At 66.0% G+C, this 15,285-nt stretch carries 10 protein-coding genes; 1 reads left to right on the plus strand and 9 read right to left on the minus strand.

All coding sequences use genetic code 11. The features are described 5' to 3' along the window. Positions 1-124 precede the first annotated feature (124 nt). Positions 125-2,455, plus strand: coding sequence for a PAS domain-containing sensor histidine kinase (locus tag K408_RS0117410; protein ID WP_024339859.1), 2,331 nt, complete (start codon positions 125-127; stop codon positions 2,453-2,455). Between the two features lie 161 nt (positions 2,456-2,616). On the opposite strand, the gene K408_RS0117415 is transcribed toward K408_RS0117410, so the two are convergent. The 9 genes from K408_RS0117415 to ccmE all read right to left on the minus strand — a co-directional run bounded on the left by K408_RS0117415 (position 2,617) and on the right by ccmE (position 15,275). Then, positions 2,617-3,510 carry a LysR family transcriptional regulator gene (locus tag K408_RS0117415; RefSeq protein WP_024339858.1) on the minus strand — a complete coding sequence of 298 codons (894 nt, stop codon included), beginning with the start codon at positions 3,508-3,510 and terminating at the stop codon, positions 2,617-2,619. Positions 3,511-3,658: 148 nt separating this feature from the next. After that, on the minus strand, positions 3,659-6,628 hold the full coding sequence (locus K408_RS0117420; RefSeq protein ID WP_024339857.1) for a bifunctional [glutamine synthetase] adenylyltransferase/[glutamine synthetase]-adenylyl-L-tyrosine phosphorylase: 2,970 nt from the start codon (positions 6,626-6,628) through the stop codon (positions 3,659-3,661). Further along, positions 6,625-8,085, minus strand: coding sequence for a sensor histidine kinase (locus tag K408_RS0117425; RefSeq protein ID WP_024339856.1), 1,461 nt, complete (start codon positions 8,083-8,085; stop codon positions 6,625-6,627). The genes K408_RS0117420 and K408_RS0117425 overlap by 4 nt, the downstream gene beginning before the upstream one ends. Continuing rightward, positions 8,069-8,749 carry a response regulator transcription factor gene (locus K408_RS0117430; RefSeq protein WP_029674102.1) on the minus strand — a complete coding sequence of 227 codons (681 nt, stop codon included), beginning with the start codon at positions 8,747-8,749 and terminating at the stop codon, positions 8,069-8,071. Before K408_RS0117430 ends, K408_RS0117425 begins: the two co-directional genes overlap by 17 nt. A gap of 272 nt (positions 8,750-9,021) precedes the next feature. Then, entirely contained in the window at positions 9,022-10,605 is a 1,584-nt protein-coding gene (locus K408_RS0117435; protein WP_024339854.1) for a Do family serine endopeptidase, read from the minus strand. 219 nt (positions 10,606-10,824) lie between these two features. Beyond that, entirely contained in the window at positions 10,825-12,168 is a 1,344-nt protein-coding gene (locus tag K408_RS0117440) for a methyl-accepting chemotaxis protein (RefSeq protein ID WP_024339853.1), read from the minus strand. Between the two features lie 116 nt (positions 12,169-12,284). Further along, complete coding sequence (locus K408_RS0117445; RefSeq protein ID WP_024339852.1) at positions 12,285-12,767, minus strand: cytochrome c-type biogenesis protein; 483 nt, start codon at positions 12,765-12,767, stop codon at positions 12,285-12,287. Positions 12,768-12,771: 4 nt separating this feature from the next. Then, positions 12,772-14,754: a heme lyase CcmF/NrfE family subunit gene (locus K408_RS0117450; RefSeq protein ID WP_024339851.1), complete on the minus strand. Its 1,983-nt coding sequence runs from the start codon at positions 14,752-14,754 to the stop codon at positions 12,772-12,774. After that, the gene (gene ccmE / locus K408_RS0117455; RefSeq protein WP_024339850.1) at positions 14,751-15,275 is read right to left on the minus strand and encodes a cytochrome c maturation protein CcmE; all 525 of its coding nucleotides are present in this window, start codon (positions 15,273-15,275) and stop codon (positions 14,751-14,753) included. Before ccmE ends, K408_RS0117450 begins: the two co-directional genes overlap by 4 nt. Between the last annotated feature and the right edge of the window lie 10 nt (positions 15,276-15,285).

Below are 15,285 nucleotides of genomic sequence, written 5' to 3' on the forward strand. Positions count from 1 at the left end.
TAAGAATAATTTCGCGTTAACGATTCGTTGACTCTCGACAGCCCGCGAAAACTGGATTCAAATCAGTGTGATTCGAAAGCGACGTGGGGCTGCTTTCGAAGCTCGTTTTCAGGGGGCCGAAGGCATGGCGCGCGCAGACGCCGCGAACGCGTGCGTCCAATCCGATTCGATCAAGGGATTGGCGCAATCGATCGCGAAACCTGCCTATCATCGGCTGCTGGTCGCAGAGCCGGCGCTGCGCCGCGCCGTTCCGACGCTCATCATCGCCTTCCTGATCACGATCTGCCTCGGTGCCTTTGTGCAGGTGGTCGATCAAACGCGCCAGAAGCGGCTGGTGATCCGCCAGGATATCAGCGCGCTCGCCGACCTGCTCGCCGAGCGCATCGACCGCCTCACCTCGGTGCGCCACGACCGACCAAAGACCATCGACAGCCTGCCGGCGATGTTGCCGGATCTCATTCCGTCCTGGGGCATGGCCTCGGGCCGCCACGTCATCGTCACCTCGGCTGGCATCGACCGCCGCGTCCTCGCCCGCATCCCGATCGACAGCGATCCCTCCGGCAACGACCGGCTGCTCGATGCGATCACGACCGCCCAATTGCTCGCGGCGCCGACGCGCGACGGCAACATCTCCGACATGACATTGCCGAACGGCAATGCGGCGATGGCGACCTCGCGGCAGATCAAGTCGCTGCCGGGCTTCGTCACCGTGATCCAGGAGCGCAACGAGCCGATCTGGGGCTCGGACGCCGCGCTCTCGGTGACGCTGTCGGCAACCACCGGCTTCGTCGTGCTGATCCTCGGCTTCGCCTTCCACTGGCAGTCGACCCGCGCCCGCGAGGGCGACCTCATCAACGATGCCGTGCGCGGGCGCATCGACACCGCGCTCAATCGCGGCCGCTGCGGGCTGTGGGACTGGGACTTGTCGCGCGGCCGGATCTTCTGGTCGCAATCGATGTTCTCGATGCTCGGCCTCGACGGCCGCCACGAGCTCCTCACTTTCGGCGAAGTCAACGCGCTGGTGAAGTCCGACGACATCGACCTGTTCGAGATCGCCGACCAGCTCATCTCCGAGAAGATCGACCATATCGACCAGACCTTCCGGATGCAGCATGTCGACGGGCACTGGATCTGGCTGCGCGTTCGCTGCGAGAAGACGCGCGGGGCGACCGATTCAAGCGTTCACCTGATCGGGATCGCCGTCGACATCACCGAGCAGAAGAGCCTTGCGGAAAAGACGGTGGAAGCCGATCTACGCCTGCGCGACGCGATCGAGACCATTCCGGAAGCCTTCGTGCTCTGGGACGCGAGCGACCGCCTGGTGCTCTGCAACTCGCATTTCCAGCGCCTGCACAAGCTGCCCGACACGGCCGTCATTCCCGGCACCTCCTACGAGACGGTGCTCGAAGTCGGCCGCATGCCCGAGGTGCGCACCCGCCACAACGAGACCGGAGTCCAGGGCCCGGGCGCACGCACCTTCGAGGCGCAACTCGACGACGGCAGCTGGCTGCACATCAGCGAGCGCCGCACCAAGGACGGCGGCTACGTCTCGGTCGGTACCGACATCACCCGTATCAAGGAGCACGAGCAGAAGCTGGTCGACAACGATCTGCGCCTGCGCGCCACGGTCATCGACCTCAAGCGCTCGCAAGCCGCGCTCGAGCGCCAGGCGGTCGAGCTCGCCGACCTCGCCGAGAAGTACCAGCGCGAGAAGACCCGCGCCGAGGAAGCCAACCAGACCAAGTCGAAGTTCCTCGCCAATATGAGCCACGAGCTGCGCACGCCGCTCAATGCCATCATCGGCTTCTCCGAGATCATGGGCTCGGGCATGTTCGGGGAGCTCGGCTCGGAGAAATATCAGGAATACTGTCAGGACATCCTGACCAGCGGCCATTATCTGCTCGAGGTCATCAACGACATACTCGACATGTCCAAGATCGAGGCTGGCCGGATGAAACTCGACATGGAGGAGCTGGACCTCTCCAAGACACTTGCGGAATCCTTGCGGGTCGTCACCGGCCGTGCCCAGGACAAGCACCTGACGCTCGACGCCGACATCGCAAAATCGATCTCGGTCGTCGCCGACCGCCGCGCCACCAAGCAGATCATCGTCAACCTGCTCTCCAACGCCGTGAAGTTCACGCCCGACGGCGGGCGTGTCGTGGTGCGCAGCCGGCAGCTCGACGACAGGATCGTGCTGATGATCGCCGACACCGGCATCGGCATCGCGCCGCATTCGCTGGCGCGGCTGGGCCGCCCGTTCGAGCAGGTGGAGAGCCAGCTCACCAAGACCTATCACGGCTCGGGCCTTGGCCTCGCGATCGCACGCTCGCTGGCGCAGCTCCACGGCGGCTCGATGCGGCTGCGCTCCAAGCTCGAGGTCGGCACCGTCGTGCGCGTGACCCTGCCGCGCGACGCGATCAAGGCAGCGGCCGGGATCTCGGCCGCGGCTTGAGGTGGCGCCAGTTACGTGCTTGCGCCATCCTTCGAGACGCCCGCCTGCGGCGGGCCCTCAGGACGAGGATGAGTGCGCGGCAGCAGAGCGCGATGGGACGGAGCCTCATCCTGAGGAGCGCGCCCCTCGCGCGCCTCGAAGGACGAGGCGCCTGCTCGAATCTACAATTGCAGCGAAGGCGCGACCTCTCGCGCGACGTTGACCAGCGCCGCGATCAGCGGCGTCATCGGATCGCGTTGCGGGATCACCATGCCGATACTGTAGTTGACGTCGGGTTCGACGATCGGGATTGAGCGTACCGTGTCGGACAGGCCGAGCGTCTCGGCGAGCTTGGCGGGCATCACGCTCGCCCAGCGTCCTGTCTTCACATGCGTGAACAGCACCAGCAGCGAGTTCGAGGTCAGCGTCGGGGTTGCCTCCGCGCCGACCGAGCGCAGCGCGCGGTCGATGATGCGGCGGTTCTGCATGTCGGGCGTCAGCAGGCAGAGCGGCACCTGCCCGACTTCCTTCCAGGTCACCGTCTCGCGATCACCGAACATCGCGTCCGGCGCGGTCAGCAGGCGGTAGCTCTCATTATAGAGCGGAATGGTGCGCACCTTGCCGATCGGCTCGTTCTCGATGTAGGTCAGCCCCGCATCGACCTCGAGGTTTTCGAGCAGCCCGAGCACCTCGGACGAGGTGGTGGACTGGATGCGGAACCGCACCTCGGGATGCCTGGCGCGGAACGGCGTCGTCAGCGCGGCGACCATGCCGAGCACGGTCGGGATCGCCGCGATGCGGATCTCGCCGGAGAGCTGATGCTTCAGACCGTTGATCTCGTCGCGCATCGCGCGGGCATCGCCCACGATGCGCCGCGCCCAGTCGAGCGCCCGCTCGCCTTCAGGGGTAAAGCCCTGAAACCGCGACCCGCGCTGGACCAGCATCACGCCGAGAATCTCCTCGAGCTGCTTGAGCCCCGTCGACATCGTCGGCTGCGTCACGCCGCAGGCCTCTGCAGCGCGTCCGAAATGCCGCTCCTTCGCCAGCGCCAGCAATAGTTCGAGCTTGTCGATCAACCGGTCGTCCCTCGGATCAATGCGGTGACGCGCAGGCTAGCACGCCTGCTCCCTTCCAACACGGAAAAACCAGCCGCCTGAGCGGTGGATGCAGGCGGCGCGGGCCTCGCACCTGAAGTCCGCGAGGCCATTCCATCGCTGAAGCAGACTACGTCCCTTCCAGCAGCGCCCTGAACACGCGCCGCACTTCGCTCTGGGTTTCCTTCACGCGCGCCTCCAGCGACGAGAAATCCGGCGCATCGCCGGCGCGCGCCATCACGCGCTGGAGATCAGTGCCCGCCGTTTCCGGCTTGAACCGGTCGCTGACGCAGAGCCGCAGGATCTGCGTCAGGTCGTGATAGAGCCGGGCTGCTGCACGCAAGATCTCGGTCTCCGATTGCGGGAGCACGCCGATCCTGCATGCGTTCTCCAGCACCTGCACGGTGCTGACATCGAGGATGTCCGGCTTGTCGTGAGCGTGCACGAGCTGGAGATATTGCGCGATGAAGTCGATGTCGACCATGCCGCCGGCAGCATGCTTGAGATCCCAGCAATCGGCCTCGCCCTTTTCCTGGGCGATCGCGCGCCGCATGTCGGCGACGTCGTTGGCGGTGATGGCGGGATCGCGGCGGCGGGTCAGGACGTCCCGGATGACGCGCTCGATCCGCTCCCGGAAGGCGTCCGACGCCGACACCACGCGGGCGCGCGTCAACGCCATATGCTCCCAGGTCCAGGCCTCGTTGGCCTGGTAGTCCGCGAATGAAACGAGACTCGAGGCCACCGGGCCGGCGCGCCCCGACGGACGCAGCCGCATGTCGATCTCGTAGAGCACGCCGTAATTGGTGCGCGTCGTGAACGCGCTGATCAGGCGCTGCGTGAAGCGCGCGAAATAATGCGCGCCGTGCAGCGATTTGGGTCCGTCCGAGTCCGGATGCTCGCCGTCGAAATCGTACAACAGGATCAGGTCGAGATCGGACGAGGCCGTCATCTCGCGGCTGCCGAGCCGGCCCATCGCGATGATCGCGGTCTCCTGCCCCTTGATGCGGCCGTGCTGGGCGGCGAAGCGATCGGCGACGAGGCCATGCACGGTGTGGACGATGCCTTCGGCGACGTCGGCAAATGCCGTGCTGGCCTGTTGCGCAGAGACGGTGCCGGACAGGATGCGCGTGCCGATCAGGAACAGGCTCTCCTGCCCGAACAGGCGCAGCCGATCGAGGAACTCTTCGTATGAGCCGGCGTCCTGCACGGTCGCAGCCAACCGGCCCGACAATTCCTCCCGGTCGGGCATGGCGCCGAAGAAGCGCGGATCGATCAGACCGTCCATCAACTGCGGCTGCCGCGCCAGCATTTCGCCCAGCCGGGGCGCCGCGCCCAGCACCAGCGCCACCAGCGCGACGAGATCGCGGTTCTGGCCGAGCAACGTGATCAGCCGGCCGCCGCGCTGGAGCGCCGCGAGGAAATCATCGAATGCCACGACCGCGCGGTCCGGTTCCTCGGCATGGGCAAGTCCGTCGATAAGAGCCGGCACGAACTCGACGAAAGCATTCCGGGTCGCCTCAACCCGGAACACCCGATAGTCGCCGGTGATCCAGTCGCGCACCGTCTGCGCGACGGCGGCCGGCTTCTTGAAGCCGAGCGTCGCCAGGTGCTGAAGCAGGCGCGGGTCCTCGGGGCCGGCACTATAGTCGAGCGCCGGCAGCTTGGCCGTCCCGGTCGGATCATCGCCCTCGAACAGCTTTTCATAGTGCCCCTGCACGATCTGCAGCTGGTGCAAGAGGTCGCGCGCAAAGGCCTCGCGATCCGGATAGCCGAAGAACCACGCGAAGCGCTCGACTGCTTGCCTGTCCTCAGGCAACGTGTGGGTCTGCTCGTCAGCGATCATTTGGAGGCGATGCTCGACGCGGCGCAGGAACTCGTAGGCCGTGGTCAGCTCGTCGCGCGCCGCGTGGGTGATCCAGTTGCTGGAGGCGAGCACATCCAGCGCCTTCAGCGTCGGCCGCACCCGCAATTCCGGATGGCGGCCGCCCGCTATCAATTGCTGGGTCTGCGCAAAAAACTCGATCTCGCGGATGCCGCCGCGCCCGACCTTGACGTTGTGGCCTTCGACTGCGACCTCGCTCTGGCCGCGATAGGTCTGCATCTGCCGCTTCATGTCGTGCACGTCGGCGAGTGCGGCAAAGTCGAGATGCTTGCGCCAGACGAAGGGCGCGATCTCTGACAGAAGCGCCTCGCCCGCCCTGGCATCGCCGGCACAGGCACGCGCCTTGATCATGGCGGCGCGCTCCCAGGTGCGCCCCTCCCGCTCGTAATAGTTCAGCGCGGCGTCCCGCGAGATCGCCACCTGTGTCGAGGACGGATCGGGCCGAAGCCGCAGGTCGACGCGAAAGACGTAGCCGTCATAGGTGCGCTGCTGGAGGATGCGCGCCATCCCCTGGGTCACACGAACGAAGAACGGCTGCGGTTCGATATCGGGCGCGAGCGTGGTCGCCTCGGGGTCGAAGAACACGATGAGATCGATGTCGCTGGAATAGTTCAGCTCGCCCGCGCCCATCTTGCCCATCGCGAGCACGATCAGCCCGCAGCCCTCTTCGGGAGCCTCGGGATCGGACGGAGAGAGCTTGCCGCGTGCGGCTTCCTGCCGCAGCAGGTACCGAAGCGCCGCCTGCACCGAGAACACTGCAACGTCTGTCAGCGCCGCCGTCACCCGCATCACCGGCCAGACGCCGCCGATGTCGCATAGCGCGATCAGCAGCGCTGCTTCCGCCTTCATGCGACGAAGCAGGCGCATTACCTCGGCTTCGTCGGGGGCTGCGAGCACGGCGTCCCTCGCCTCCGCCATCAGCCCCGCCAGATGCACATCCGGATCGCAGTCGAGCAGACGGATCAGGCGCAGGGGATCGGCCCGCACGAGATCGAACAGGTAGGGCGAGAATTCCGCGATGCCGGTCAAGATATCCCGCGCGAAAGGATGAGCCAGCAGGGATTCGAGACGAGCCGATTGAGCCGGCTCGAGTTCGGCCAGCCAATTCTCAAGGCGTCTTTCGTCGGTTGCGGAAGCGGCAATATGGGGAGCTTCCGCAAAGCGCGCGGCCAGTCTCTCACCATGCTTGTCCGCGTTTCCCGGCGCGGAGTGGTTCATGCCACCTTCTGTGGCACATCCTGCAGCGGCGGAGCAACCCTGTCGCCCGCGCCCGTACGCGCCGGCAGGACGAGCGTGGCGACGAGACCAGGGTGGGCGGCGCCCAAGCGTAGTTCGCCACCGTGCAGGGTCGCAACCGCCGAGGCGAGGCTCAGGCCGAGGCCGGAGCCCGGCAGCGTGCGGCTGGCCTCCAGCCGAACGAATCGCTCGACGACGTGCTTGCGATCGGCTTCGGGAATCCCCGGGCCGCGGTCGGTGACGCTGAGCAGCACCTGCTCGCCTTCCCGCCTCGCCTCAATCGTGATCTGCCTGGCGTCCATGCTGACCACGGTTCCCGCTGCCTGTGCCGCCGGCTTGCCATATTTGATCGCGTTCTCGACGAGATTGGCGAGCGCCTGGCTGACCAGCTCGCGATTGGCGTGAACCGGCGTCGGCTCGGCTTTGACCTTCAGGGTCATGCCGTCCTCTTCGGCCAGCGGCTCGTAGAGCTCGTGGATGCCACCCGCGACTTCGGCAGCGTCGAAATCATCCATGTTGCCGCGCGCCTGGCCCGACTCGGCACGCGCGATCATCAGCAGCGCATTGAAGGTGCGGATCAGCCCGTCGGATTCCTCGATGGTCCGCTCCAGCGCGGCGCGGTAGTCCGCCTCGCAGCCGGACTTGGCCAGAGCCTCCTCGGCACGGTTGCGCAAGCGCGTCAGCGGCGTCTTGAGGTCGTGCGCGATGTTGTCGGAGACTTCCTTCAGCCCCGCCATCAGCGCTTCGATCCGCTCCAGCATGGCGTTGAGGTTCTCGGCGAGCCGATCGAGCTCGTCGCCGCTGCGCCCCACTGGCAAGCGCTCGCTGAGGTCGCCGCTCATGATCCGCTGCGTGGTGCCGGTCATGGCGTCGATGCGGCGCAAGACACGCCGCGCCACGAAGATGCCGCCGCCGAGGCCGAGCACGACGACGATCAGGACCGACCATTGCGCTGCCTTGGCGACGATGCCGAACAAACGACGCCGCTCGGCGAGGTCGCGGCCGATCAGAAGCCGGAAGCCGTTCTCGAGTTCGGTGACGCGCACCAGCGCACGATGATCGCGGTCATCGGCGTCCTCGAGCCGCCGGTAGGCGGTCTCGGACCAGCCGCGCGTCGCCATCACGCCGGGCGCGAGCGAACCGACATTGCCGGCGATCGCCTGCCCCGTCGGCGTCGTCACCAGATAGAGGTTGGCGCCCGGCCGCAGCGCCCGATACTCGATCGCGAGCACGAGTCCGCGCAAGCCGCGGCGACCGTAGATCTCGTTGATCTCCGAGGTCTCGGCGTTGACCGTCTGCGTGATCTCTTCGGTGATGAGCCGCCGCGTATTCCAGGCGAAATAGCCGAGCAGCGAAGCCGCGAACATCGCGAACAGCAGCAGGTAGACCAGCGTCAGCCGGAACGCCGTGGTGCGGACGAGTTTACCGAATGCCGTCACGGATCATGTATCCGGCGCCGCGGATCGTGTGCAGCAGCGGTCGATCGAAGCCCTTGTCGATCTTGGAGCGCAGCCGCGAGATGTGCACGTCGATGACGTTCGTCTGCGGATCGAAATGATAGTCCCAGACGTTCTCGAGCAGCATGGTGCGCGTCACCACCTGGCCGGCGTGCTTCATCAGGTACTCGAGCAGGCGGAATTCACGAGGCTGAAGCGTCAGCTCGTCCTTGCCGCGGGCAACGCGATGTGACAGCCGATCGAGCTCGAGATCGCCGACACGATACAGCGTATCCTCGGCAGGACCGCCGCGGCGGCGGGAGAGCACCTCGACCCGGGCGAGGAGCTCGGCGAACGAATAAGGCTTCGGCAGATAGTCGTCGCCGCCGGCACGCAGGCCCTTGATGCGGTCATCGACCTGCCCCAGTGCCGAGAGAATCAGCACCGGCGTCGTGTTGCCCTTGTCGCGCAGTGCGCCGATCAGCGACAGGCCGTCGCGCTTGGGCAGCATGCGGTCGACCACGAGCACGTCGTAATCGCCGTTCTCGGCCATGGCGAGCCCTTCCTCGCCGTCGGCGGCGTGGTCGGCAATGTGTCCGACTTCGCGAAACGCCTTGGCGAGATAGTCGGCGGATTCGCGGTCGTCTTCGATGATGAGGAGGCGCATCGTGCGTTCGGCGGCGGTCAAGGAGGTCAACCTTCTCTAAACATGGCGCGGGCGGCAATCGCATGCAAGCCGAGCGAGAGACGCCGGCATTGAGAAAAAGGCGGGCGGTGAAGCTGGGGGGACTTCACCGCCCTAGGCCTTCCGACGGAGGGGGGCGTATTCCACCGGAAGGTAGATAGGGGAAGCAAACGTTGCGCTGCTTCCCCGAAGGGCGCCGCGGCGGGGGCGACTGATGCCTGCGACACCCTTCATCTCGTGGCCTCCTGAAGCGCTCAGCCCTTGGCGAGGGGCACCGCGACGAAGCGCGACTGGCCGCCGCTCTTCACGCGCATCAGGACGCTGTTCTTGTTCTCGGTCCGCGCCGTGCTGATGGCCTCGCGGACTTCACTGGCCGTGCTCACGCTCTTGCCGCCGACTTCGAGAATCACGTCGCCTTCCTTGAAGCCGCGTTCAGCCGCGGCACTCTTCGGGTCGACTTCGGTGACCACGACGCCTTCCTTGCCGGCGCCGGCCACGGAATTGGCGGGCGCAACCGTCATGCCCAGCTTGGGCACGTCGGTGCCGCGGCTGGCACCCTTGCCGCTATCCTTGTCGGTGTCGGCCTTGGCCTCGACCGTATTCGGCAACTGGCCGAGGGTGAGGTTCACGACCTTGTCCTGGCCCTTGTGCAGCACGTTGAGCTTCACGGTCGCACCGGGCGCCATGCCGCCGATGGTGCGGGCAAGCTCGCGGGCATCCTTGACGGGTTCGCCGTTGACGGAGGTGATCACGTCACCGGATTCGATGCCGGCCTTCGCTGCCGGACCGTTGGCCTGCGGCTCCGCCACCAGAGCGCCCTCGGCCTTCTTCATGCCGAGGCTGTCAGCGATGTCCGACGTCACAGGCTGAATCTGCACGCCGATCCAGCCGCGGCTGACCGAACCCTTGTCCTTCAGTTGCGCGACCACGCTCTTCACGGTGTTGGCCGGGATCGAGAACGCGATGCCGACACTGCCGCCCGAGGGCGAGTAGATCGCCGTGTTGACGCCCATCACCTCGCCGTTGGTGTCGAAGGCCGGACCGCCGGAATTGCCCTTGTTCACGGGCGCGTCGATCTGGATGAAGTCGTCGTACGGACCGTTGCCGATATCGCGGCCGCTGGCCGAAACGATACCCGCGGTCACGGTGCCGCCGAGGCCGAAGGGATTGCCGACCGCAAGGACCCAGTCGCCGATCCGCGGCTTGCCGTCGGCGAGCTTGGCAAACGGGAAGTTCGAGCCGCCCTCGACCTTGATCAGGGCGAGGTCGGTGCGCTGGTCGGTGCCGATCACCTTGGCGGTATAGGTCTTGCCGTCATCGGTGGTGATCTCGACCTTGTCGGCACCGTCGACCACGTGGTTGTTGGTCACGGCATAGCCGTCAGCCGAGATGAAGAAGCCGGAGCCCTGGCCCTGCACGACGCGGCCCCGACCGCCCCTCATGCCCGGTCCCGGGAAGCCATCCGGTCCGCCGAAGCGGCGGAAGAAGCGCTCCATCGGCGAGCCCGGCTGGAACGGCGAGGATGAATCGTCGCCGTCATCATTGCTCGCGGTCTTCTCCTTCATGTTGACCTTCACCGAGATCACCGACGGCTTCACGCGCTCGACGATATCGGCGAAGCCGATCGGGCGTTCGACCTTGCGAACCTCGTTGTTGACCTGCGCATGCGCCGGACTGGAGAACAGGTCGGCCGGTGACGTCGACGGACTGAAGCCATAGACGGCCGCGCCGAGCCCCGCGACGACCGAAGCCATCAGCGCGAGCCTGCGCGCGGAGAACACCGACCGGCGCGGCTGCCGGTACGACGGAAGGTTCGAGAGGTCGATACGGTCGGTCATGCAGAAATCTCCAGGCCTTGAATTCCTTTTGGTGCCGGATGCCAGCACCTTGCGGACCTGAAGATGGGGACTCCCGCCTTACCGCGCGCTGGCGGCGGGGTTAAACTTTCGTAATGAAGGGCCGCGCGGATGCGGCGGTTTATCGCAGACCGAAAGTTCCGATATTACAGGAACTTACGCGAGCTTCCGCCGAGCGGGGAAAATCGAGATATTGAGCTCTCAGCTCGCCCTGACACTGGCGATGAACTCGTCGACTTCGCGCTTCAAGGTCTCGGCCTGCTGCGACAGGTCGACCGCGGAATCTCGCGCCTCGGCCGCCATGCGGCCCGTCTCGGCCGAGGTCGAGGTGATCTGGACGATATGGTTGGAGACATCGAGAGTGCCGTGCGCGGCGTCCTGGGCGCTGCGCGTGATCTCCTGCGTGGCATTGCGTTGCAGGTCAGTATCGACCTCAATGCCAGACATGATCGACGAAATCTCTGAAAGCGTCTTTGAAATTCCGTCGATCGCGCCGCGCGTCTCCGCGGTGATCCCCTGAATGCTGGCGACATGGGAGGTGATTTCCTCCGTCGCCTTGCTGGTCTGATGGGCCAGATTCTTCACCTCGGAGGCGACCACCGCAAATCCCTTGCCGGCCTCCCCTGCCCGTGCCGCCTCGATGGTGGCATTGAGCGCCAGCAGATTGGTCTGGGATGCGATTGCCTGCACCAGCTGGACGACCTCGCCGATCTTGTCGGCGGCATCGGACAGCGTGTGGATGGTGTCACGGCTCTTTTCCGCCTGGGACGCTGCGCCTTCGGCGCGCTGGGTCGCATCCGTGACGCGGCGGCTGATCGTCACGATCGAATTCGTCATCTCCTCGGCCGAGCCTGCGACCGTCTGGACGCTGGCGCTGGCCTGGCTCGCTGCGCTCGCGACCGCATTGGCCTTGGAGCTGGTGTCGTTGGCTGTCCGCGACAGCGTCTCGGCATTGGTCTTCAGATGCACGGCCGAGGACGCCACGCTGTCGACGACGCTGGCGACGAGATCGTTGAAGCGCTTGATCCGATCGTCCAGGAATCTCGACCGCTCGGCCTGATGCTGAGCCTCGTGCAGCTGCTGCTCGGAGAGGCGGCGTCGCTCGAGGCCGTTCGTCTTGAACACCTCCAGCGCACCGGCAAGCAGGCCGATCTCGTTGGTGCGGCCGAGCCCGGGAACGGACGTCTCGAATTTCTGGTCGGCGACCTCGCGCATGGCATGCACGATCGCCGCCAGGGGATTGAGGATGCCGTTACGCACGGCAAACCAGGTGGTGATGCAGATCGCGACGGCGAGGACGGCGATCACGCCGCAGGCCATCAGGAAATAGGAGAACGCGGTCTGCGCCTGCTGATAGATCTGCATCGCATGGTCGCGCGCGGGACCGCTCAGGGCCGCGAACTGCGAGGACAGGCTGGTGATCTCGTTGTTGAGATAGAGCACCGCGATGAAGCCGGTGCCGCCGCCGATGCCCAACAGGAACAATAGTGCAGCGACGACCGCGCCGACCAGGAATCGGATCGTCAGATTGCTGTTCGCGAACATTGGGGAGGCACTCAGGGTCTGGATTGAAATCCCGGACAAGTTTCCAGACAAAGGTCAACATAGCATGAAGCACGCGCCGCGGGCCGGTGGCCCACGTAGCACTACGTGGCTCGGCTTCAGGAGGACTTGGCGTCGTCCGACATCAAGGCCGCGAGCCGCGCCTCTTCCTCGGGCGTGAGGGGCGCCGCCGGTACATCAACACCATTCCGCGAGCGCCGTCGGATTTGCAGCCAGAGTGCCAGACCACCCCCAATCAGCAGCAGAGGTCCAAGGAGCCACAGCAGGATGGTCTGCCGCTCGAAGCGCGGCTTCAGCAGCACGAACTCGCCGTAGCGCGCGACCAGGAAGTCGAGCACTTGCGAGTTGCTGTCGCCGGCCGCAATGCGCTCGCGCACCAGAAGCCGCAGGTCACGCGCCAGCGGCGCATCGGAATCGTCGATGGACTGGTTCTGGCAGACCATGCAGCGCAGCTCGCGCGACAGCTCTCGCGCGCGCGATTCCTTGGCGGGGTCCGCCATGATCTCGTCGGGCTGGACGGCGTGGGCCGCAGGTAGGGCCAGCAGCAGCAACGCGACGAAGGCGGCCATCATCCTGCGCATCGGATCACTCCGCCGGCTGGAGGCGCTGCCTGGCCCGCGCGGGCTTCGGCGCACCGACCCGCAGGCGGCGGTCGGAGAGCGACAGCACACCGCCGAACGCCATCAGCACCGGCCCCCACCAGATCAGGAGCACCAGCGGCTTGTGATAGATGCGCACGGCAATGGCGCCTTCGGCGGTGGCGTCGCCGAGCGAGACGTAGAGCTGGCTCGCGCCGCTGGTCAGCAGCGCGGCCTCGGTCGTCGAGGAGCCGCGCGTCGTGAAGCTGCGCTTCGAGGGCGCCATCACCGTGAGTGGCTCGCCATCGCGGCTGACCTTGAACTCCGCGATCATCTCGCGATAGTTCGGGCCCTGGCGTTGAAACAGCCCGTCCAGCTTCAGATCGTAGCCGGCGACATGGGCGACGTCGTTCTGCTTCATGGTCGCGATGTATTCGCTGTTCCAGGTGGTCTCGCAGACGATCCCGATCAGAGCGACGCCGAGGCCCGCATGAGCAAAGGCGGTGCCCCAGGCCGACCGGGGCAGGCCGCGCGCACGGTGCAGCACACTTGCGAACGGCAAGCGGACCAGGCCGGTCCGCTCGACGATGTCGGTCACGGCGCCGGCGATGACGAAGACGCCCAGCCCGATCGCGAGCGGCGCCAGCGCGCTGCCGCCGCGCGCCCAGCCCCAGACGATGGCAACCACCACGAGCCCGGCCACGCCCGCCGCGAGCAGGCGCTGCGCCACGCCAAGCAGATCGCCGCGCTTCCACGCCAGCATCGGTCCGAACGGCACCGCAAGCAGCAACAGGGCAAACAGCGGAGAGAAGGTGAGATTGTAGAAGGGGGCGCCGACCGACATCTTGAAGTCGGCGAGCATCTCCATCGCAAGCGGATAGAGGGTGCCGAACAGCACGACCGCGCATGCGACCGTAAGCAGCAGATTGTTGAGAACCAGCGCACCCTCGCGCGAGATCGGCGCGAACAGGCCGCCCTGCTTCAGCGAGGTGGCGCGCCCTGCGAACAACAACAGGCTTCCGCCGATGAACAGGCAGAGGATCAGCAGAATGAACACGCCGCGGGTGGGATCGGTGGCGAAGGCATGCACCGAGGTGATGACACCGGAGCGCACCAGGAAAGTGCCGAGCAGCGACAGCGAGAAGGTCAGAATCGACAGGAGGATGGTCCAGACCTTCAGCGCATTGCGCTTCTCCATCACCAGGGCCGAATGCAGCAGCGCGGTGCCGGCGAGCCACGGCATCAGCGAGGCGTTCTCGACCGGGTCCCAGAACCACCAGCCGCCCCAGCCGAGCTCGTAATAGGCCCAGTACGAGCCCATGGCGATGCCGAGCGTGAGGAATATCCAGGCCACCAGCGTCCACGGCCGCACCCAGCGGGCCCAGGCCGCATCGATCCGCCCTTCCAACAGCGCCGCGATTGCGAAGGAGAACGAGATCGAGAAACCGACATAGCCGAGATAGAGCATCGGCGGATGCACGGCGAGCCCGATGTCCTGGAGCACCGGATTGAGATCGCGTCCCTCGATCGGCGGAGTGGCGATGCGCAGGAATGGGTTCGATGTCACGAGGATGAAGAGGTAGAAGGCGCTGGCGACCCAGGCCTGCACCGCGAGCACGTGCGCACGCAGCGACAACGGCAGATTGTTGCCGAAGGCTGCAACCAGTCCGCCGAACAACGCAAGGATCGCCACCCACAGCAGCATCGAGCCTTCATGGTTTCCCCAGACTCCCGTGATCTTGTAGAGCAGCGGCTTCATCGAGTGGGAGTTCTCGTAGACGTTGGCGACGGAGAAATCCGAGTTCACGTGCAGCATCACGAGCGCGGTGAAAGAGGCGCCCACGAACAGCAGCTGCGCCAGCGCCGTCGAGCGCGCCACGTTCATCAAGGCGGCATCTTGCAGCCGCGCGCCGACCAGCGGCACGATGGACTGGATGAGTGCGAGCGCCAGCGCCAGCACCAGCGCGTAATGTCCGGATTCTGCGATCACCGCATCGCTCCCTGCGGATTGCCTTGTGCGGTCGTGGCCGCAGGTTTGCTCTCGCCCGAGGCCTTGGTGTCCGAGGCCTTGGCATCGTAATCGTCCTTCCAGTGCCCCTGCTTCTTCAGGGCGTCGGCAACCTCCTTGGGCATGTAGGTCTCGTCGTGCTTGGCAAGGACGGTATCGGCCTTGAACACGCCGTTGCCGTCGAGTGCGCCTTCGGCAACGACCCCCTGCCCTTCGCGGAACAGGTCGGGCAGGATGCCCTTGTAGGCAACCGGCAGCTTGGCATTGCCGTCGGCGACCTCGAAGGTCACCGCGAGATTGTCGCCGCGCTGCAGCGAGCCCGGCTGTACCAGCCCGCCGAGGCGAAACCGCTTGCCCGGCTCGACGTGCTTCTCGGCGACCATGGTTGGCGTCGAGAAGAACACGATGGAGTCGCGAAGTGCGTTGAGCACCAGCGCGGCTGCGAGCGCGAGCACGGCGAGCGAGCCGCCGATGATGGTCATACGTCGCTGCTTGCGCGTCATGGCGTATCCG

The organism is Bradyrhizobium sp. in8p8, assembly GCF_000426845.1.
In the GTDB taxonomy this organism is placed as follows: domain Bacteria; phylum Pseudomonadota; class Alphaproteobacteria; order Rhizobiales; family Xanthobacteraceae; genus Bradyrhizobium; species Bradyrhizobium japonicum_C.

Coding starts and splice junctions, on each gene's coding strand:
- K408_RS0117420 (WP_024339857.1), bottom strand. CDS start 6,628: ATGAACCACTCCGCGCCGGGAAACGCGGACAAGCATGGTGAGAGACTG.
- K408_RS0117430 (WP_029674102.1), bottom strand. CDS start 8,749: ATGCGCCTCCTCATCATCGAAGACGACCGCGAATCCGCCGACTATCTC.
- K408_RS0117440 (WP_024339853.1), bottom strand. CDS start 12,168: ATGTTCGCGAACAGCAATCTGACGATCCGATTCCTGGTCGGCGCGGTC.
- K408_RS0117435 (WP_024339854.1), bottom strand. CDS start 10,605: ATGACCGACCGTATCGACCTCTCGAACCTTCCGTCGTACCGGCAGCCG.
- K408_RS0117445 (WP_024339852.1), bottom strand. CDS start 12,767: ATGCGCAGGATGATGGCCGCCTTCGTCGCGTTGCTGCTGCTGGCCCTA.
- ccmE (WP_024339850.1), bottom strand. CDS start 15,275: ATGACGCGCAAGCAGCGACGTATGACCATCATCGGCGGCTCGCTCGCC.
- K408_RS0117410 (WP_024339859.1), top strand. CDS start 125: ATGGCGCGCGCAGACGCCGCGAACGCGTGCGTCCAATCCGATTCGATC.